The organism is Haloferax sp. Atlit-109R (assembly GCF_003665865.1).
Lineage (GTDB): Archaea > Halobacteriota > Halobacteria > Halobacteriales > Haloferacaceae > Haloferax > Haloferax volcanii.
Genome location: NZ_QPLO01000001.1, coordinates 984,639 through 1,004,522 on the forward strand (window position 1 = coordinate 984,639; position 19,884 = coordinate 1,004,522).

At 68.8% G+C, this 19,884-nt stretch carries 17 protein-coding genes, 1 tRNA gene and 1 other RNA gene; 6 read left to right on the top strand and 13 right to left on the bottom strand.

The features are described from left to right. Nucleotides 1-13 precede the first annotated feature (13 nt). The gene (locus DVK03_RS05160) at nt 14-1,915 is read left to right on the top strand and encodes a DHH family phosphoesterase (protein WP_115802380.1); all 1,902 of its coding nucleotides are present in this window, start codon (nt 14-16) and stop codon (nt 1,913-1,915) included. A gap of 30 nt (nt 1,916-1,945) precedes the next feature. On the opposite strand, the gene DVK03_RS05165 is transcribed toward DVK03_RS05160, so the two are convergent. Both DVK03_RS05165 and DVK03_RS05170 read right to left on the bottom strand, forming a co-directional pair. Beyond that, nucleotides 1,946-3,607 (bottom strand): phosphatidylserine/phosphatidylglycerophosphate/cardiolipin synthase family protein, encoded by a 1,662-nt coding sequence (locus DVK03_RS05165; protein ID WP_115802381.1) that lies wholly within the window; start codon nt 3,605-3,607, stop codon nt 1,946-1,948. Nucleotides 3,608-3,733: 126 nt separating this feature from the next. Continuing rightward, entirely contained in the window at nt 3,734-4,993 is a 1,260-nt protein-coding gene (locus tag DVK03_RS05170; protein WP_115802382.1) for a HEAT repeat domain-containing protein, read from the bottom strand. A gap of 118 nt (nt 4,994-5,111) precedes the next feature. On the opposite strand from DVK03_RS05170, the gene DVK03_RS05175 reads away from it, so the two are divergent. From DVK03_RS05175 to DVK03_RS05185, 3 genes are all read left to right on the top strand, one after another. Continuing rightward, on the top strand, nt 5,112-5,876 hold the full coding sequence (locus tag DVK03_RS05175) for a carbon-nitrogen hydrolase family protein (RefSeq protein WP_115802383.1): 765 nt from the start codon (nt 5,112-5,114) through the stop codon (nt 5,874-5,876). Between the two features lie 63 nt (nt 5,877-5,939). Continuing rightward, entirely contained in the window at nt 5,940-7,028 is a 1,089-nt protein-coding gene (locus DVK03_RS05180; RefSeq protein WP_004043920.1) for an NADH:flavin oxidoreductase/NADH oxidase, read from the top strand. 75 nt (nt 7,029-7,103) lie between these two features. Further along, nucleotides 7,104-7,928, top strand: a complete 825-nt coding sequence (locus DVK03_RS05185; RefSeq protein ID WP_008607396.1) for a hypothetical protein — start codon at nt 7,104-7,106, stop codon at nt 7,926-7,928. Between the two features lie 60 nt (nt 7,929-7,988). Here DVK03_RS05185 and DVK03_RS05190 read toward each other — a convergent pair whose 3' ends face one another. Then, nucleotides 7,989-8,366, bottom strand: a complete 378-nt coding sequence (locus DVK03_RS05190) for an OB-fold domain-containing protein (protein ID WP_115802384.1) — start codon at nt 8,364-8,366, stop codon at nt 7,989-7,991. Further along, on the bottom strand, nt 8,366-9,517 hold the full coding sequence (locus DVK03_RS05195) for an acetyl-CoA acyltransferase (protein ID WP_004064046.1): 1,152 nt from the start codon (nt 9,515-9,517) through the stop codon (nt 8,366-8,368). The genes DVK03_RS05190 and DVK03_RS05195 overlap by 1 nt, the downstream gene beginning before the upstream one ends. Nucleotides 9,518-9,610: 93 nt before the next feature. On the opposite strand from DVK03_RS05195, the gene DVK03_RS05200 reads away from it, so the two are divergent. Next, the gene (locus DVK03_RS05200; RefSeq protein ID WP_004043916.1) at nt 9,611-10,024 is read left to right on the top strand and encodes a hypothetical protein; all 414 of its coding nucleotides are present in this window, start codon (nt 9,611-9,613) and stop codon (nt 10,022-10,024) included. Nucleotides 10,025-10,146: 122 nt separating this feature from the next. Continuing rightward, nucleotides 10,147-10,458, top strand: an RNA gene (gene ffs, locus DVK03_RS05205) — signal recognition particle sRNA. 176 nt (nt 10,459-10,634) lie between these two features. On the opposite strand, the gene tatAo is transcribed toward ffs, so the two are convergent. The 9 genes from tatAo to DVK03_RS05250 all read right to left on the bottom strand — a co-directional run bounded on the left by tatAo (nt 10,635) and on the right by DVK03_RS05250 (nt 19,797). Then, nucleotides 10,635-10,907, bottom strand: coding sequence for a Sec-independent protein translocase protein TatAo (gene tatAo / locus DVK03_RS05210; RefSeq protein WP_115802385.1), 273 nt, complete (start codon nt 10,905-10,907; stop codon nt 10,635-10,637). A 166-nt stretch (nt 10,908-11,073) separates the two neighbouring features. Continuing rightward, complete coding sequence (locus DVK03_RS05215) at nt 11,074-11,844, bottom strand: SDR family oxidoreductase (RefSeq protein WP_115802386.1); 771 nt, start codon at nt 11,842-11,844, stop codon at nt 11,074-11,076. A gap of 113 nt (nt 11,845-11,957) precedes the next feature. Beyond that, nucleotides 11,958-12,028: transfer RNA gene (locus tag DVK03_RS05220), tRNA-Gly, on the bottom strand. Between the two features lie 124 nt (nt 12,029-12,152). Then, nucleotides 12,153-13,373, bottom strand: a complete 1,221-nt coding sequence (locus tag DVK03_RS05225) for a DUF4382 domain-containing protein (protein ID WP_115802387.1) — start codon at nt 13,371-13,373, stop codon at nt 12,153-12,155. A gap of 122 nt (nt 13,374-13,495) precedes the next feature. After that, complete coding sequence (locus tag DVK03_RS05230; protein WP_004043912.1) at nt 13,496-14,524, bottom strand: NAD(P)/FAD-dependent oxidoreductase; 1,029 nt, start codon at nt 14,522-14,524, stop codon at nt 13,496-13,498. A gap of 119 nt (nt 14,525-14,643) precedes the next feature. Beyond that, nucleotides 14,644-15,297 (bottom strand): class I SAM-dependent methyltransferase, encoded by a 654-nt coding sequence (locus DVK03_RS05235; protein WP_004064038.1) that lies wholly within the window; start codon nt 15,295-15,297, stop codon nt 14,644-14,646. 83 nt (nt 15,298-15,380) lie between these two features. Further along, complete coding sequence (locus DVK03_RS05240; RefSeq protein ID WP_115802388.1) at nt 15,381-17,504, bottom strand: type II secretion system F family protein; 2,124 nt, start codon at nt 17,502-17,504, stop codon at nt 15,381-15,383. A 1-nt stretch (nt 17,505) separates the two neighbouring features. Further along, a complete protein-coding gene (locus DVK03_RS05245; RefSeq protein ID WP_188148657.1) occupies nt 17,506-19,167 on the bottom strand; it encodes a type II/IV secretion system ATPase subunit in 1,662 nt (553 codons plus the stop codon). A gap of 132 nt (nt 19,168-19,299) precedes the next feature. Next, nucleotides 19,300-19,797, bottom strand: a complete 498-nt coding sequence (locus DVK03_RS05250; protein ID WP_115802390.1) for a hypothetical protein — start codon at nt 19,795-19,797, stop codon at nt 19,300-19,302. Nucleotides 19,798-19,884 lie beyond the last annotated feature (87 nt).

Consider the following 19,884-nt stretch of genomic DNA (forward strand, 5'->3'; position numbering starts at 1 on the left):
ACCTAGCGGGACTATGAGCGACGAGCACGCCGGGGATTCCGGCGACGACTCGGGTCCGAATTCGGACGCACGACCTATCGTCTATGATCTCGCACCGAACTGTACCGCCGACGACGTCGAGACCGACGCGTACTACCACGCCGTCGTCAACGGCGTCGTGGAGTACGGCATCTTCGTCGACGTCTCCGACTCCGTCTCCGGACTCATCCACGAGTCCAACCTCTCGGCCGACTACGAGGTCGGGGACCGACTGGTCGTCCGCCTCGAATCCGTCCGCGACAACGGCGACATCGCGTTCGCCGAGGACACGCCCGACGACTACCGCACCCTGACCGTCGACCACGAGCCGACCATCACGCCTATCTCCAGTCTCTCGGTCGGCGAGTCGGTCACGGTCGAAGGCGTCGTCACGCAGATTAAGCAGACCGGCGGCCCGACCGTCTTCCGCATCGCCGACGACTCCGGCATCGTCGCCGCCGCCGCCTTCGAAGAGGCCGGCGTCCGCGCGTTCCCCGAAGTCGACCTCGACGACGTGGTCCGCATGGCCGGCACCGTCGAAGACCACGAGGGAACCCGTCAGCTCGAAGTCGACGGCCTCACCGTCCTCGACGACGAGGCCGCCGCCGACGCCCGCCAGCGCATCGACGCCGCGCTCGACGAGCGCGCCGAGCCGGAGCCGGTCGAGCCGCTCGTGGAGTGGTCGGCGTTCGAGAAGCTCCGCGACGACCTCGAAGACGTGGCGCGCCTGCTCCGACGGACGGTCCTCGAAGGCCGCCCGATTCGCGTCCGTCACCACGCCGACGGCGACGGCATGTGCGCGTCCGTCCCGGTCCAACTGGCCCTCGAACGGCTCATCACGGAGGTCCACGACGACCCCGACGCGCCCCGTCACCTGTTCAAGCGCCTGCCGAGCAAGGCTCCGTTCTACGAGATGGAGGACGTGACCCGCGACCTGAACTTCGCGCTCGAAGGTCGCGCCCGCCACGGCCAGCGGCTCCCCTTCCTGCTCATGCTCGACAACGGGTCGACCGAGGAGGACGTGCCCGCCTACGAGAACCTCGCGCACTACGACGTGCCCATCGCGGTCGTCGACCACCACCACCCCGACCCCGAGGCGGTCGACCCGCTCCTCGACGCGCACGTCAACCCGTACCTCCACGACGAGGACTACCGCATCACGACCGGCATGATGTGCGTCGAACTCGCGCGGATGATTCACCCCGACGTGACCGACGAACTGCGTCACGTCCCCGCCGTCGCCGGGCTGTCCGACCGCTCGAAGGCGGAGGTCATGGACAACTACATCGCGCTCGCCGAAGACGAGGGCTACGACCGCGAACAGCTCCTCGACGTGGGCGAGGCGCTCGACTACGCCGCCCACTGGCTGCGCTACAACGACGGCGCATCCATCGTCAACGACGTGCTCAACGTCGGCTGCGACGACGAGGAGCGCCACCGCGAACTCGTCGAGTTCCTCTCGACGCGCGCCGAGCGCGACGTGGACCGACAGCTCGAAGCCGCGGAGCCGCACCTCGAACACGAGCGCCTCGACAGCGGGGCCAACCTCTACCGCATCGACCTCGACAAGTGGGCCCACCGCTTTACCTACCCCGCGCCGGGCAAGACCACGGGCAAGCTCCACGACCGCAAGGTCCAGGAGACGGGCGAGCCGGTCATCACCATCGGCTACGGTCCCGACTTCGCCGTCCTCCGCTCCGACGGCGTCCGCCTCGACATCCCGCGGATGGTCGCCGAACTGAACGAGGAAGTCGTCGGTGGCGGCGTCTCCGGCGGCGGCCACCTCGTCGTCGGCTCCATCAAGTTCGTCAGCGGCATGCGCGAGGAGGTCATCGACAGCCTCGTCGAGAAGATGGCCGAAGCCGACATCGACGAAGAGCTGTCGACGACGGCGTAAGCCGGCGTTCGACTCTCAGACTGCGACCGCTCATTTTTCGAACTCCAGTCGTCTGAGCGCCGCGAGTCCGACGACGACCGCGAGGGCCGCCGCGGCGACGAGTCCGGGCTTCGGCTCCGCTCCGCGCCCGCTGGCTCGCCAGTCGGCCGCGAACGCCTCGCGGAAGTACGCCGCGGCGGCCGGGTCCGACAGCGCGAGGACGACTTCGCGGTTCTCGCGGGCCGAGTGCCGGTTCCAGTTGAGACTGCCGACGAGCGCGGTGTCGTCGGCGACGACGCCCTTCGCGTGAATCGCGCCGTACCGGTCGCCGGGGCGCGCGAGGCGGACCGAGAGCGGGCTGCCGGTGCGGTCGGCCCACTCGTTCAGGCGCTCGGCGAGCGCGCGGTTCTCCTCCTCGTCGTACCACGCGCTCCCGAGGAGGAGTCGGACGCGGACGCCGCGGTCGGCGGCACGCTTGAGCGCGCGGACGAACGGGCCGTCGGCCTCGACGGTCGGTTGTAGCACGTCGATTCGGCGCTCGGCGGCATCGAGTCGGGCGACGACCGCGGACTCGGCGTTGTCGGGCGCGCGGAGGACGGCGACGCGGTCGACTCGAAGCGCCTCGGGCGCGATGCGCGACGGATACGAGCCGTTCGCCGATTCGGTGCGGACGAACGACCGGCCGACGCGGTACGTCTCCCACGAAGCGGTCTCTGGGAGGCTCGCATCGGTTTCGAACGTGGCCGCGAGGTCGGCCGCGACGGCCGGCGAGCGCGCGACGACGCCCCAGCCGCGGCTCTTTTTCCCGCCCGTTCCGGCGGGTTTCCAGTTTTCGGTCATCACGAGCGCCGCGTCGTCGACGACGGCGTACTTCGGGTGGTGAAACGAGTGCGGGTCGCCGACGACGCGGACCGACACGCCGGCGTCGACGAGGCGGTCGAGGACCCGCGCCGACCGCCGCGGGAAGCCGCCGACCGGGCTGTCCTCGACCAGTACCTCGACCTGCACGCCGCGCTCGCGAGCGGCGACGAGTTCGTCGGCGACGCGCGCGGAGGAGACGACGTAGCCGGCGAGCAGAATCCGCTCGTCGGCCGCCCGGAGCGTCGCTATCGGACGCCCCGGCGAGTCGGGGAGCACGAACAGCGTCGCGTTCGCGGGGCCGTGGGTCGTGACGTTCCGCCGGGGGAGCGTCCGCGGCCACCACGACCACGCGCCGTCCCGCCGTTCGAGGAGCGCGCCCTCGCGGCTCCGGTCGTAGCTGAGGCGGTCCGCGACGACGCCGTTGCCGGCCGCGTCGCCGTCGCCACCGACGACGCGGAGCGTGACCGTCTCGCCGCCGTTTGCGAGGTCGAGACCGGGCGCGACCACTGGGAGGTCGGTCAGGTTCGACGCCGCGGACGGGTCGGTGACGACGGCAACCGCCCCGCCGGGCGCGACGAAGGAGACGGTCTCCTCGCCGTCGGCCAGCGAGAGTTCGGTTCCCGCGGGCGCGGCGACGGCGACGAACTCGCCGCGGTCGTCGGGCGTCGCCGGGTCGGGGAGCGCGGCGACGATGCGCGGGTCGCCCGATACCGGCGGGTCGGCGGCGGTCGCTGATTCTGTCGCGTTCGCCGTTCCCGGCGCGGCCGCTATCGGCGCGGGGACGACGGCCGCGGCCGCGAGCAGGACGGCGAGCGAGACGGCGAACGCGGTGGTGGGGGGCCGTCGAGACACACCCCGCGGTGGTCGCGTTTCCCTACAAAAACGTTCGCGACCGGGGACTCAGCGCGAGCGACTGCGAGAGAAAGAGAACGAAAGGGGACCGCAGAGCCGCCGGACTGCCGCGTCGGTTGTGCGGTCTCAGACGGTCGCTTCGGCTTCGACATCGTCGCCGAGGAACTCGGCGGCGAGTTCGGCTTCGCGCTGGACGAGGAACGAGCGGTCGTCGGCGTAGCCGGCGGCCACTTCGAGCGCGTCGTTCGTGCCAATCTGCCGGAGCGCCCACGCGGCGCTGGCGCGGACGGCGTCCTCGTCGTCGTCGGCGACGACGTCCGACAGCGGCTCGACGGCGCGGGTGTCGCCGATGAGACCGAGCGCGCGAGCGGCGGCCGAGCGGACGTTGTCGTTTTCGGTGACGAGCTTGTTCGCGATGGGTTGGGTCGCCTCCTCGGAGCCGATTTCGCCGAGCGCCTTGAACACGACCTTCTGGAGCGCGGGGTCGCTGTCGGTGTCGACGTAGTCGACGAGCATCTCGACGCCCTCCTCGGCGGCCATCTTCCCGATGGCCTTGATGACGCCCTTGTCGCGGCGCTTGGCCTGCCCCTCGATAGTCTCGTAGGCGCGGTCGTCGTTCATCCGCGTGAACGCCTCGATGCAGTACTCCTGCATGAAGTCGGACTGGAAGCTCTCGAACGCGAGCGCAATCATCTCGACGTTGCCGCGCTTTTCGTGTTCCTTCAGCGCCGACAGCTCCGGCGGGAAGTCCTTGTAGTGGCCGAGCACGTCGTAGAAGCCCTGCACTTGGAGCTTCTCGCGGGTCTCGAGGTCGTCCCACTCCTGGGCGTCGTCGAGACCGTCCGCGAGGCCGTCCGCGACTTCGATGAGGTCCGCGATGGTCTCTGCGTCCTCGTCGGCGTCGAGGGCGGCCGCTTCGACGGCCGAGACGGCGTCGTCGATGGCGGCGGTGAGCGCGTCTTCGTCGTCACCGTCGACCGAGACGCTCGCGTCGAGCACGCCGTTGAACTCGTCGGCGAACGTCTCGACCGCGGCGACGATTTCGCCGTCGCCCTGCTCGGTCCACCGAGTGTCCGTAATCGTGGACTTCGCTTCTTCGAGCGTCTCGACGGCGTCGTCGGCGTAGGGACCGCGCTGGGATTCGAGGTCGTCGCGCAGGTCGGACAGGCGCGATTCGAGCTCCTCGGCGGGGTCGTCTTCGTCTTCGTCGTCCGGTTCGGGCAGGTCCGCGGCCTCCACGTCGGCCTCGATGTCGTCGAGCGTGGCCTCGACCTCGTCGAGGTCGGCTTCGGTCTCGGCCGCGTCGAGAGCCTCCTCGGCCTCGGTCAGGCGCTCGTCGAAGCTCTCGGGCGAGAGTTCTGTCGTATCGTCGTCCCCGTCACTCATATGCCGGAAGTCCGTTCGACTGTAAAAAGAGCGTTTCCCTTCGCTCCGCGTCTCGGACCGGGACCGACCGCCGATTCCATTCGGGTCACTTTTTCGCGACCCGTCCGTTCCTCCGAGCGTGACCGGTCCCACTATCGCCGTCCCGCAGCGCGCCGCGTTCGACCTCGACCCGGCGCGAAACGAGGCGGACGTGCGCGCCCGCGCCGCCGACCTCCCCGAGTCGGTCGATATCGCGCTGTTCTCCGAGTACGCGCTCACGGGCTTCGTCGCGGACAGCCGCGCCTTCAGCGGCGCGATACCTCGGGAGCGCGCGACCGACTTCCTCGCCTCCGTCGCCGCGGAAAACGGCTTCGACGTACTGGCGGGCTATCTCGAACGCGACGGCGAGACGCTCCACAACGCGGCCGCCTACGTCCGACCCGACGGCTCGGCGACCGTCTACCGCAAGCGACACCTCTGGGGCGGCGAGGCCGATATCGTCACGCCGGGCGACGAACTCGTCGTCGCGGACACGCCCGCCGGCCGGACGGGAATCCTCACCTGTTACGACCTGAACTTCGTCGGCGACAGCGCCGCGCTGACCGACGAGCGAGTCGACGCCCTGTTCGTCGTCGGCGCGTGGCCCGACGCCCACTCGACGAACTGGCGACTGCTCTGTCGCGCCCGCGCCCTCGACGGGGTTCGCTGGCTCGTCGGCGCGAACCGGACGGGGAGCGGGTCGATTTCGGGAACCGCGGGTTCGGAGTACGCGGGTCGCTCGCTCGTCGTCAGGCCCGACGGCGTGGTCGCAGCCGCGCTGAACCGCGGCGAGCGCGACCTCGTGTGGACGCTCGACCGCGACCTCTTGGCCGAACAGCGCGCGTTCGTCGGCTCGGTCGAGTAGCCGAAACCGGACTGCATCACCGGAATCGAGGGGGGTTTTTCCGACCGCGCCCAATCGGGGGCGATGACGGACTCGCTCTTTACGCCGCTTTCGCTCCGCGAGACGGAGGTTCGAAACCGAATCATGGTCTCGCCGATGTGTCAGTACTCCTCGACCGACGGGTTCGCCGACGACTGGCATCTCGTCCACCTCGGCAGCCGCGCCGTCGGCGGCGCGGGCATCGTGATGTCCGAGGCGACGGCCGTCTCCCCCGAGGGGCGCATCACGCCGAACGACCTCGGCATCTGGTCGGACGACCACGTCGAGAAGCTCAGCCAGATAACCTCGTTCGTCTCGTCGATGGGGAGCACGCCGGCCATCCAACTCGCCCACGCGGGCCGGAAGGCGAGCAAGACCCGTCCGTGGGAGGGGAGCGAGCCGGTCGCGCCCGACGACGGCGGATGGACGACCGTCGCCCCGAGCGACGCGCCGTGGCCCTACGAGGGCGAGGCTCCGCCGACCCGAAAGCTCTCGGCCGACGGTATCGAAGGCGTCGTCGACGACTTCCGCGCGGCGGCCGAGCGCGCGCTCGACGCAGGCTTCGAAATCGCCGAGGTCCACGCGGCCCACGGCTACCTCCTCCACGAGTTCCTCTCGCCGGTGACGAACCACCGCGACGACGAGTACGGCGGCTCGTTCGAAAACCGGACGCGACTCCTCCGCGAGGTCACGGACGCGGTCCGCGGGGTCTGGCCCGACGACAAGCCCGTGTTCGTCCGCATCTCCGCGACCGACTGGCTGGACGACCGCGAGTCGTGGGACATCGAGCAGTCGATTCGCCTCGCGGCCGACCTCGACGACCTCGGCGTCGACCTCGTCGACGTGAGCGCCGGCGGCATCCACCCCGACCAGCGGATTCCGAACACCGGCCCCGGCTATCAGATTCCCTTCGCGGAGGTCATCCGCGAGGAGACCGACGCGATGGTCGGCGCGGTCGGCGGCATCCGAACCGCGCGCCACGCCGACGAGGTCGTCAGAAACGGGCGGGCCGACCTCGCCATCGTCGGCCGCGAGCATCTGTACGACCCGTACTTCGCGCTCCACGCCGCGGACGACCTCGACGCCGACGCGGAGTGGCCGCCGCAGTACCAGCGCGCCGTCCCGCGGCGGTAGCGACGGCGGTGCCCGAAACGCACCTCGCGTTCGCCCCCTCGAACGCTTATCCCCGCGGCGACCCAACCGTGGGCCATGAGCGACCGACGACGCGACGACGACATCCTCGACGTACTCGACGAACTCGGGGACACGCTCGACGAACTCGGCGCGGAACTCCGCGAGGAGCGCGACCGCAACCGCGGCCGTGGCCGCGACCGACGCGTCACCGGCGACGACCGATTTCGCCCCCCGCGCCCGCCGACGTTCGGTGAGGTCCTGCGGTTCACCGAGTCGTACACCATCCCGACGGTCATCGCCGTCCTCGAAGCGACCATCGCCTCCCTCGAACTGCTCCGCCGCCTCATGCGGCTTTCCGACCCCGGCCGCGCGATGGACGACGCCCGAACCGAGACGGAGGCACGGATGCGAAACGTCCCGAAGAGCGCCGTCTCCGGCGTCGACCGCGCCCTCGACGAACTCAGAAACGCGCTCTCGGAGGCCGACCTGCCCTCGAACCCCGAGGCGCGCGACGTGATGGACCGCGCCCGCTCGCTGGCCGACGAACTCGACGCGCGACTCAGCGAGGCCGAACGCGAGCGAACCGCCCGCGAGCGTCGCTGGCGCGAGGACGAACGCACGTTCGAATCCGAGTGGCAACGGCGCGACGACGCCCGGCGCTCCGGTGACGGGACCCGAGCCTCACGCGACGCCGAGCCGGTCGGGACCGGGCCGGTCCGCATCGACGTGACCGAGGAAGCCGGCCCGGACGGCGGCGACGACGGGAGCGGGAGCGACGAGCCGACTGTCGATGTCGACGCCGAACTGGAGTCGATTAAGCGCGAAGTGAACGGCGACGACGGGGACGACGGGGACGGCGGAACCGACGCCGGCGCGGGCGACGAGCCGAGCGACCGCTGAGCGGCGACTCCATGCTCCAGCGGCCCAGACGCGAGTAAAAAAGACTCTCGACGCGCCCGCTCAGACCGGCTCGAAGCGGTAGCCGTCCCACTCCTGACTCGCGGGCTCGCGGATGCCCGCGCCGGGTTCGCGGAGTTCCTCGCAGTAGACCGGGCGGACCTCGTCGCCGATGTCGACGTCGTCCTCGCCGGTGACCTGTCCGATGGCGCGGACGGGCTCGCCGTCCACGTCGAACTCGACGATGGCGAGCGTGTTGGGCTGGCGGACGCCCGGCGGCGTCGCCGTCGAGGTGGTCCACGTCAGCACCGTCGCCGTGTAGTCGCTGAGGTCGACCGTGCCGACCGGCTCCTCGCCGCCCGGACCGACCGGGTGGCCGGGGTAGGTGATGCTCCCGTCGGGGTAGCGGTACGCCTCCATCGCGGGTTCGTCGTCGGACATTATCGGGACTCCATGATGGTCGTGGTCACGCAGTTGCCGAAGCCGCCGACGTTACACGCGAGGCCCACGTCGGCGTCGACCTGCCGCTCGCCTGCGTCACCGATGAGCTGTTTGTAAATCTCGTACACCTGCGCGACGCCCGAAGCGCCGAGGGGGTGCCCCTTCGACTTCAGGCCGCCGGACGTGTTGATTGGGAGGTCGCCGTCGCGGTCGGTGACGCCCTCCTCGACGGCCTTCCAGCCCTCGCCCTTCTCGAAGAAGCCGAGGTCCTCCGACTGGAGGAATTCGAGGATGGTGAACATATCGTGGAGCTCCGCCACCTCGATGTCGTCGGGTTCGAGATCGGCCATCTCGTAGGCGATTTCCGAGGAGTTGACGACGCCGCCCATCGTGGTCGGGTCGGCGCGCTCGTGGACGACGTGGGTGTCAGTCGCGCCGCCGATGCCGGAGATGACGGCGTAATCGTCGGTGTACTCGCGGGCGACCGACTCGGGGCAGAAGACGAGCGCCGCCGAGCCGTCGGTGATGGGACAGAAGTCGTAGAGGCGAAGCGGGTCGGCGACGACCGGCGAGTCGAGGACGGTGTCGAGGTCGACTTCCTTGCGGAACTGGGCGTGGGGGTTGTCGACGCCGTTTTTGTGGTTCTTGACGGCGACCTTCCCGAGGGACTCCCGCGGGGCGTCGTAGGTGTCGAGGTAGAGCCGAGCGGTCAGCCCCGCGAAGGAGGGGAGCGTGACGCCGTGTTTGTACTCCACCGGGTGCGTCAGCGAGGCGATGACGTCCGTCGATTCGGCGGTCGAGCGGTGGGTCATCTTCTCGCCGCCGACGAGCATCGTCATGTCGGACGCGCCGGAGGCGACAGACTGCCACGCGGCGTAGACGCCCGCGCCGCCGGACGAGGAGGTCTGGTCGATTCGGGCGGTGTAGGCGGGCATCGCCGCGAGGTCGTGGGCGAGGGCGTTCGGGACGCCCGTCTGGCCCTCGAACTCGCCGCTCGCCATGTTCGAGACGTAGAGGTGCTCGATTTCGTCGGGCGAGACGTCGGCGTCCGCGAGCGCGGCCTGTCCCGCCTCCGCGAGCAGTTCGCGAATCCACGCGTCTCGCTGCCCGAACTGGGTCATCGATGCACCGATAATCGCTACGCGGTCCATACGCGCACGTCGTCGCAGCGCGATTTAAAACCGGGTAATCCCTCGCCGGCACGTCTCAAACCGTTTATCAGTCGGTCGCCCGAACGACCGGCCATGGACGCCGAACGCCTCGCGCCGACCGTCGGAATCGTCGGCGCGCTGCTCCTCGCAATCGCCGTCGCGATTCCCGCCGTCACCGTCGAGGGCGGGGACGGACAGGTGGCCGCCTACTACGCCGCGGGCCCGGTCGGCATCTCGTTCGTCGGAATGCTCGCGCTCCTCGAAACCGTCGTCTTCCTCTCGGGCAGACAGGAGCGGACCGACCCGGCGACGGCCGCCGGCCTCGCCTTCGTCCTCTCGCTTTCGATGCTCGGCATCGCCGCGCTGTGGTCGTTCTCTATCGACCAGACGCTCCTGTTCAGCTTCGACCAGCAGTACTCGTGGCTCACCTACCACCGCTGGTCCGTCGTGGCCGCCGCGTTCGTCACCTTCGTCGGCGGCGCGTGGTACGCCCGCGGCGTGTTGTGAGCCGGGAGCGACCGACCGGAACCGGCGACTCGCGGAGCCGACGCGTCGAACCACCCCGACGGTGTCCCTCGATTTTCCCGCACCCGAGTCGAAAGGCCCTTAACAGTCGGTGGATAATGAGGGAGTGGACTAGGTCGGGCAGTTAGGCCCTGCTCTTCACCCGCGAAATAGGTCTTTAGCGGGGACCGAACACGGGCGCGTCCGGTCAGACCGGCGCGGGCCCCGGAAGCCAACGTAGAAACCTCGTCCTTCGGGGACAGCGGTTCCGCGTACCCCTTCCGCAGGGAAGGGTTCGCGCGGTTCATCGGTGGTACCCCGCCAGGCGCGGAAGCGAGCAGCGGACCATCGGACGTGCGTCGCTCGAGGGATCGCGGGGTGGAGGAGGCAACCGGGATTCCCCACGTCGGAACGCCGGGCAACCTCGCTGTCCACCCATTCATACCTCATGCAGTTACTCCCCGACCGCCCGGTCTCTCGGTCGTAGACTCGCCGTCGGCCCTCGAAGCCGCGGTCTGGCGTCGTTACCGACCTCGTGAGCGACTGCAAACAGTAGACACTCGCGACCGTAAAAGACCGCACAAGGGGTCCGGTTCCCCGGGGGAGACGCGTACTATCTGCTCTCGGCTTCCGTCTCGGTCGCGTCGGCGTCGTCCGCCTCGGCCTCGTCTCCTTTCTCGTCTTCGTCGTCGCCCCCCTCCGCGCCCTTCTTCAGTTCCTCTTCGATTTCCTCGCGGCCGCGACGGAACTCGCCCATCGCCTGCCCCGACGACCGGGCCAGTTGGGGGAGTTTGTTCGCACCGAACAGGAGGACGACGATGAGTAGGACGATGAGCAGTTCTGGGCCGCCCGGCAGTCCGGGGAACAGCGGAATGGAATCCAGCATTACGTTCGGTTACGTTCGGAGGGAAGATAAGAGAGACGGTCCGTGTCGGCGTCTCGAAGTCGCCGTAGTCCGCGTGTTTCGGCACTCGTGGGCGTTCACACGACAGGACGCGGGCGGGCGGAGCCGACCGCGTCGGCAACCGAACCGGCCCCGCGTCGCTCCCGCGTCACCGCCAACTGGTCCAGCCGCCGTCGACGACGATGGACTCGCCGGTGACGTACTTCGAGAGGTCGCTGGCGAGGAACACCGCCACGCCGGCCACGTCGTCCGGTTCGCCCTGCCGGCCGAGCGGAATCATGGCGGTCAACTGTGCGGTCTGTTCCTCGCCCGTCTCCTCGGCCCCCTCGGGGCCGATTTTCGTCCTGATAGCGCCGGGGTGAATCGCGTTCACCCGGACGCCGTCGCCGCCGAGACCGTGGGCGAGCGAGTACGAGAGCGTCCGAACGGCCCCCTTCGACGCGCTGTACGACGGGTAGTTGCCGTTGCCGAAGATGCCGTTGACGCTGGAGACGTTGATGATGCTTCCGCCGCCGGACTCGACCATCCGTTTCGCGGCCGCCTGCGCCCCGAAGTACACGCCCTTCAGGTTGATGTCCAGCATCCCTTGGAACTCGGCTTCGGTGACTTCGAGGAACTCCTCTGGCCGCCAGATACCGGCGTTGTTCACCATGACGTCCACGCCGCCGAACGCCTCGGCGGCGTCCATCGCCGCCTTGAACGCGGCCGGGTCGGTCACGTCGAGTTCGACGTACGTCGCCGACGAGTCGGTGTCCGACTCGATTTGCTCGTGGGTGGGCGCACCGCCCTCCTTCGGCTCTTCGCGGATGTCGCAGACCACCACGTCCGCGCCCACCTCGGCGTAGGCCAGCGCGATTCCCCGTCCGATACCCGAACTACCGCCGGTGACGACCGCGACGCGGCCGTCGAGCAGACTCATCTGTAATACACCTCACACGAATATCGGCGGAATGATAGTTAAGAATAGCCGCCGATTCCGACGGTGTGAGAGCCGCTGAGTGCTCTCCGCGGCGAGCAGCGATTCGGAGAAGATGCACCGGCTGGGAATCGAACCCAGATAATTGGCTTGGAAGGCCAATGTCTTACCATTAGACCACCGGTGCTCGCTCGCTTCGCTCGCTCGCACCGAGCCTCGGCCTCGCTTCGCTCGGCCGAGACACCGGTGCGCGCGAACGCCGCGTCTATCTCTTCATTCTCGACGCCCCAATAAGGATGTTACCTTTTCGGTCAGGCGGCGAGGGAGGTCGATTCGCCGCCCTCGTCGGGGTTGTCGGGGGCGCTCCCGACGACTTCGAACTCGAACTCCGCCTCAGCCTCGGACTCGCCGTCCACGGCGACTACCGTCACGTCTCGCTCGTCGGGGATGGCGACACCTAGCTCGCCGTCGGCGTCCGTCGTACCGGCGGTCTCGCCGTTTACCGTCACCGTCGCGTTCTCCACGGGCGTCCCGTTCCGCGTGACGACGACCGTCGCGTTCTCGCCGGCGGAGACGTTCCCGTCGAAGCTCACGGAGAGGTCGCCTTCGGCGTCGGATTCGGCGTTCTCACCGGCCTCGTCGGTCTCGTTTTCGCCCGCGTCGACCTCAGCCCCGGCTTCGGTGTCGGCTTCCGCTCCCGCGCCGACCTTCGTAATCGGCACGTCCGTCCCCGACTCGCTCACGACGGGTTTGAGGATGTACTTCCCGCTGCCCCCCGCCTCGAACGCGGTGATGTCGAAGACGAAATCCACGGACTCGCCGTTGCCGACTTCGAAGTCCGTGTCGAGCTGGAGCTTGTTACTGGGGAGCTTCACGTTGACCCGTTCGCCGGTCTTCAGCGTCCCGTTCACCTCGCTCACGTGCACGAAGACCTTCGTGTAGTTCCCTTCGGGCACGCCGTACTCGCCGACGAGGCTCGCGTTTTCGCCTTGTAGTTCCGTCAGGTCGACGGTCGCGTTGTCGACCTCGTAGGCGACTCTCGACTCGCCTTCGGCCGCGTCGGTGTCGTTTACGTCGGCGGATTCGATGTCCGCATCGGCGTCGGCGTCGGCGTCAGCGTCGACCGACCCGTTGGTCGAGGCGGACGTGTTCGTCGTGTTCGCCGTCGCGTTAGCTTCGATTTCCACCTCGACGCTCGCGTTCGCCTCAGCGTCGGTGTCGTTCGCGGTGTCGGCCTCGGATTCAGTTTCGGTTCCGGTCTCATCGTCGGCCTCCGCGTCGTCGGTGTCGGCTTCGGTCTCCGATTCGACGTCACCGCTCGCGCGGACGAGCGTCACGCGCTCGATGGTGACGTTGAGGTGTTCGAAGTCCGCGATGGCGTTCTGCTCGTCGCTCACGTAGAAGTTCACGGTTCCCGTCCGGGCCGCGTCGTCGCCGTCGGACGACGCGGTCGTCGTCGCGTCGGCGGTCCCGTCGGTCTGCGTCTCGGTCATCGTGCCGGCCCCGCCCGCACAGCCGGCCAGTACGACCATGAGCGCGAGCAGGACAGTCGCAAGTCCAGTACGTTTCATCGTGGGAGACCGTACTGGCCGTGAGAACTTTAGAAGGGTGTTCGTAGACTTCGGTTTTCACCGAATTTCGCTGAATTACGGCCTCAATCGTCCGCGTGCGACTCGTTGAACTGCTTGGCCTTGTCGAGCAGGCCGGGCGAGATACCGGGCACGTCGTCGACGCTCACCGCGCCCTCGGCGCGAATCTCGTCGAGACTCTTGGGGAACTCGCGGAGCTCCATGTGGATGGCGATACCTGCCTTCGCGCCCTTGCCCATCGCCACCGGAATCTGGTTGTGGCCGGGGGTGATGTCACCGACCGCGAACACGCCGTCGACGCTGGTCCGACCGTGGTCGTCCACGGGGACCGTCCCGTCGTCGTCGAGGTCCACGTCGAGCGCCTCGAACAGCGTCGTGTTGTAGTTCGAGCCGTACATGGCGAAGCCACCCTTGTACTCGCGGACGGTGCCGTCTTCGAACTCGAAGCTCTCCAGCCAGCCGTCGTCGCGCTTCGTCATGCCCGAAAGCTCCTCCTCGACGATGTCGACGGGGTGCGCGCGGACGAGTTCGTCCGTCTCGTCGGACCACGTCGGCTCGTCGCCGCGGAGCAGCAGGTCCACCTCGTCGGTGAAGTTGAGCATTATCATGGCGACGTAGGCTGCCGAGTCCGAGTGACCCATCACGTACACCGACTCGTCGACGAACATGTAGGCGTCGCAGTGGAGGCAGTAATGCAGACCCTTGCCGGTGCGGGGCAGCGGCGGCTCGGGGCGCTCGTCGTTGAAGCCGACGCCGAGCACGACGCGCTCGGCGACGAACTCGCCCTCGTTGCCGACGAGGCGGAACCGGCCGTCGTCCAACCGCTCCGCGTCGGTCACGAAGTCGCGGTGGATGTCGGTCCCGTAGTCTTCGAGCTGGCCGCGCGCGGTTTCGAGGAACTCGTTGCCCGAGGTGTCCTCGGTGACGCCGATGACGTTGTGCGTGTCGAGCATCATGGCCGCGCGGCCGCCGCCGCGGTCCACGAGCGCGGTGTCGTGGCCCAGTCGCGTCGTGTAGAGCGCGGTCTGGAGGCCCGCGGGGCCGCCGCCCACGACGACAACCTCGTACTCCCGTGGTTCGTCGGTCTCGGTCATACACGGGAATTCGTCGCGGCGCTCTTAAGCCCACATCACCTGTGCGCGGCCGGCATCCACCCGAAACGCGTTAGCAACCAACACGATTCCGTCCGTGAGGCCCCAGTCCCGACCAACGCTCAGCAGCCGGCGACGACGGCGTAGCAGTTCCCGCTGGAGACCGTCGATTCGACCACCGCGAGGTCGCTCGCGTCGAGGTCGGCGTCGAACTCGTCGGGCGCGTAGATGTGGTAAAAGCGGGGGACCGTTTCGCCGCCGGGGAGCGTCCAGTCGACCGTCGTGTCGAAGCCGTCCTCGCGGTCGAACGTGTCGTGGGCGGTGCTCCACGCGCTGACGACCGCGCGGCCGTCGGCGTCGAGCACGCGCGCGAGTTCGTTCAGGCTGGCAACGCGCGCCGCCCGCGGCGCGAGGTGGTGAACCGTCGCCACGTACACCGCGAGGTCGAAGGCGTCGTCGGTGAAGGGAAGCCGCGAGGCGTCGCCCTGCACGAGTCCGGCGTCGAAGCCGCGTTCGGCCGCCCGCGCGACCGCCTCGTCGAGCAGGCCGCGGCTCACGTCGAGGCCGACGACCTCGTCGGCGTGCTCGGAGAGGAGGTCGACGTGCCGGCCGTTACCGCAGCCGAGGTCGAGCGCGCGGGCGGCCGGTCCCGACTCGGTCGCGTCGGCGACGAACGACTCGACTTCGGGCCACGGATACTCGCGGGTGGACGCGAAGTGCGACGCGATGCGGTCGTACGTCTCGCGGACCCCGTCTCGGGGTTCGTCTCCGTCCATGCCGGTCGGTCGGGGCGGCGGGACAAAGACCGCACGGGTCGCGGGCGTCGGTCGGGGTCGTTCCCCTGATGAGTCGCGCGCGCTCAGATGAACAGGAACGTCACGTAGGTGATGACGAGCAGGATGGCGGCGTGTTTGACGCCGTCGGCAATCTGCCCCTCGCCGAGCTGTCCGGCGATGACCCCCGAGCAGAGCCCCTGAATGGCCGTGACGTGGAAGAACAACAGCGTGTACGACTCGGTGTCCACGTCGCGCAGGCCCGAGAACGCGCCCGAGGAGACGCCGGCGACCTCGCCGGAGCCGACGCCTCCGGCGCTGGCCTGCTCGACCGCCGGGATGAACGACACCGTCAGCGCGGCGATGATACCGAGGAAGACGAGAAACGAGATGTAGATGACGAGGAGGTACGTGAGCATCTCCTGGTTCCGCTCGCGGGCGAGGCGGCGGCTGTCTTGGGCCTCGTTGGCCGCGATGCGGAGCACGGGCGCGAGGTCGCCGCTCGCGCTCATCGCGTTGGTGATGAGCGTCACCGACCGCGACACCATCGGGCTGGCCGTCCGGCGGTCCATCCGCCGGAGCGCGGTCTGTGCGTCGGCCCCCCAGTCGATGTCGCGGACGGCGCGCTCGACCTCGTCGCCGAGCGGCCCGAGGTCCGACGCCGACACCCGGCGGAGGCTCTGGACGACCGTCAGCCCGGCTTCGTTGACGCTCGCGAGGCGGTCGAGGAAGTCGGGCATGCTGCGCTCGATGGCGCGGATTCGGCGCTTTCGCAGCTCGTGGAACGCCGAGACGACGACGAGCGAACCGATTGCGGCCTCGACGACGTGTTCGTCCACCGCGTCGGCGACGCCGAGTATCGTGGGGTCCGCGGGAATCGTGGCCCGCAGCGCGACCCAGACGAGCCCCAGCGGGACGGTGAGCGCGAGCGCGACGAGCGGCTTGCGTCCGAGGGTGTCGAGCGGGCGCTCGAACCAGTTGCGGAGCGCGCGGAGCCGGTCGTAGGCGGCGAGCCGCTCGCGGTTCGCGCGCCACGGGTCGCCTCGGGCGTCGGTCTCGCCGCCGTCGGTCGCGGGGGCTGAGCCGACGCCGCCGGTCGCGTCGATGCGCCGGGCCGACTCGGCCGCGGTGTCAGCGCCGTCGTCGGCAACCGCCGCGCCCCGGAGCGACTCGGTGATACTGTCGATGTAGACGACGAAGCCGAAGCTCGCCAGCGGGATGCCGACGTAGCCGACGATGCGGATGAGCGTCAGCGTGTCCGCGAGGACGAGACCGATGACGACGAGCACGGTGATGAAAAACAGCGGGCCGGCGACGAGGACGGTGACGTACACCTCCGCGAACGTCGAAAGCAAGTCGAGGTACTGCTGTTGTTGGGCTTCGGCTTCCTCCTGAAACCGCTCGTACTGCTCTTGGAGGAACGACGAGAGGTTGCGACCGCTCCCGAGGACGCTGGCGAGGTTCTCTGCGAACTCCTCGAGGCTCGGACTCGGCGTCCGCGTCGCCATCGTCTGGAGCGACGAGAGCACGTCGGTGCCGAAGGCGTCCATGTCGCGGACGACGATGGAAACCTCGCGCGCCGCCTCGCCGTAGATGGCCTCGTTTCGCGCCAGCGTCTCCAGCACCTGTGGGAACGGCATCCCCGACCGCGACAGCGCGAAGACGAACGCGACCGTCCGCGGGAGCGTCGCCTCGATTTCCGACGAGCGGGTCCGCGCCCGCTCGGTGAGGACGTACCACCGACCCCAGTAGACGCCGAGCGCGAGGAGCGTCCCGAGCGTCGCGCTCGAAAGCAGCAGTGCGAGAAACAGGTCGCGGAGCGGGAGCGCCTGAATGCTCGTGAGGCCGCCGAGGAAGCCGAGCGCGCCGGGGAGGACCTCCCGAATCGTCTCGGATTGGACGGCGAGGGTGTCGAGCGTCACGGCGGCGAGGTAGACGCCGAAGACGCTCCCGGCGACGCCGAAGACGGTCGCCATGAGGAGCGTCCGCGAGGCGTACACGCGGTGGGTGACGCTCACGTGCGCCGCCCGCAGCTGCGTTCGCTGTTCCCTGCGCCGGGGGTTCTCGTTGGCGACGTAGAAGCCGAAGACGGAGAGCGCGACCCGCGAGACGAGGAGGTCGGCCGCGCGGCTCACCGGCGACAGGACGACGGGCAAGACGAGGAGGACGGCGAGCACGAGCGGGAGCAGATACAGGTACTGTGCGACCATCTCAGGCCTCCGAGCCGGCGTCGACGATGTCCTCGTCGGCCTCGACGCGCCGCATCACGTCTTCCGAGTCCGCGTAGTACTCGTTGATGAGCGCGGTAAAGCGCCGGTAGTCGGTGACGCCCTTGTCGAGGAGGTATCGGAGGAACCCCTCGCGCCGCCGGAGTTCGCGCCGGAGTTCGGTCCGCGACCAGCCGTTTTCGCGCTGGATTTCGGTGAGCAGCGAGCTGTCGTTTTGACTGAACGTGTCCGTCTCGGGCTCCCACGCGAACGCCGACGAGTAGTCGAGTTCGCCGGTCCGCTGGTCGATGTCGCCGATTTCACCGATGGTCTGCGAGCGGCGGACGCGCTCGCCGCCGTGACGGGTGAGCGTCTGGACGCACAGCAGGTCGAGCGACTGCACCATCGCGCGCGGGACGTTGATCGGCTCGTTTTCGAGGCGGTTGATGACCGTCTCGATGCTGTCGGCGTGCATCGTCGAGAACGTCGTGTGGCCGGTGTTCATCGCCTGGAACAAGGTCACGGCCTCGTCGCCGCGAACCTCGCCGACGATGATGTACTCGGGGCGGTGCCGGAGCGCCGAGCGAAGCAGGTCGTACATCGAGATGTCGGTCCCCTCGTGGAGTCGCTCGCGGGTGACAGACGACAGCCAGTTGTCGTGGTAGAGCGCGAGTTCGCGGGTGTCCTCGATGGACAGCACCTTCGACCGCGGCGGGACGAACATCGACACCGCGTTCATCGAGGTGGTCTTGCCCGAGGCCGTCCCGCCCGCGAAGATGAGGCTCTTGTTGTGTTCGATACAGAGCCACAGGTAGGCCATCTGCTCGATGGAGAACGTGCCGTAGCGCACGAGGTCGATTGGGGTGAACGGCTCTTCGGCGTAGAGGCGGATGGTAAACGCCGACCCGCGCGGCGTGACCTCCTCCCCGAGGGCTAACTCGGCGCGCGCGCCGTTCGGGAGCGTCGTCCCGAGGACGGGGTCACCGACGCTGATGTGCTGGCCGGAGCGCTGGGCGAGGCGGATGACGAAGTTGTCGAGTTCCTCGGCGGCGAACGAGACGTTCGTGGCGATGTCGGTGTACTCGTCGTGGTAGACGAAAAGCGGCAGGTCGTAGCCGTCACACGAGATGTCCTCGATGTGGGGGTCCTTCATCAGCGGGTCCAGCGGGCCGTAGCCGTGGAAGTCGCGCCGGAGGTAGTACAACAGCGTGTAGAAGGTGTTCATGTCGAGTTCCAGCCCGTACTGTTCGAGAATCGACTGAAGCTCCTCGACCAGCGCCGTCTCGGTCCGCGGGTCCGCCTCGCGGCGGTACAAAAGCGGGTCGCGGATGTCGGTGCGGACGCGTTCGAGCAGCGACGCCTCGAACTCGTCGAGGTCGGGTTCGACGGTGTGGTACTGGTGGGCGGTCGCGTCCGTGTCGTAGGTGACGACGACGTAGGCGAAGGGGGCGTTCACCCAGTAGCGCTCGACCTCCTCGTGGCCCTCGGGGACCTCGTAAGTTCCGAGCGGCGTGTCGTCGGGCGAAAGCGGGTGCACGTCGAGGTCCGACCCCCGAAGCATCTCGGCGGTTCGGCGCAAGAGCCGCTCCGCTTCGGCGGCCGCGGCGTCGAACTCCCCGCTGGCGAGGAGTCTCCACACCCCTCGTTCCACCGACGGGTCGCGCATTCCCCTCGTCTCGCTCGTCGTATCTCGTGCCATCGTCACCCGGTCAGTTGGTCGGGGATATGGTGGGTCGAGACTTAAAAGGTCCGCGCGGGAGACTGTCATTCGACGAGCAGGACCGGTCGCGACTCGCCGTCAGGTCCGGTCGACGGTCAGGAGGACGCCGGCGAGGACGAGCGAGATGACGACGCCGAGCGGGAGCGGAATCCCCGGAATCCCGCGCGTCACGAGGAGGTACGTCGCGGCGGCGAGGACGACGCCGACGACGCCGAGGAGGCCGCCGAGCACCCGAACGGGGTCGACCGGGCCGGCTTCGACCCGCTCGTCGCGCAGGTAGTACACGAGCGAAAACAGGACCGCGAGCGCGAGGATGGCCGCGCCGACGACCCACGCCTGATAGGCGACGGCGACGGTCTGCCCCGATTGGAGCGAGAGCGCGGACAGCGGGCTTCTGATTGCGACACGGCTGGACAGGCCCCACGAGAACTGCACCTCCGCGAAGGGGAACCGGACGAAAAGCAGGCTCACGCCCGAGAGGTTCGGCGTGTACGTGACGTTCCACGGGAGGAGCGCACAGAGCCACGTCGAGACGACGGCCAGCGCACCCGCGTGTTCGGAGCGGACCCAGACCATAGGACAATCGCACGGTCTGACAGGTAAAAACTACCGACAGTCCGGGGCGCGCCAGTGGGGCAGCAGGACGGGAGAGGACGCGCTCGG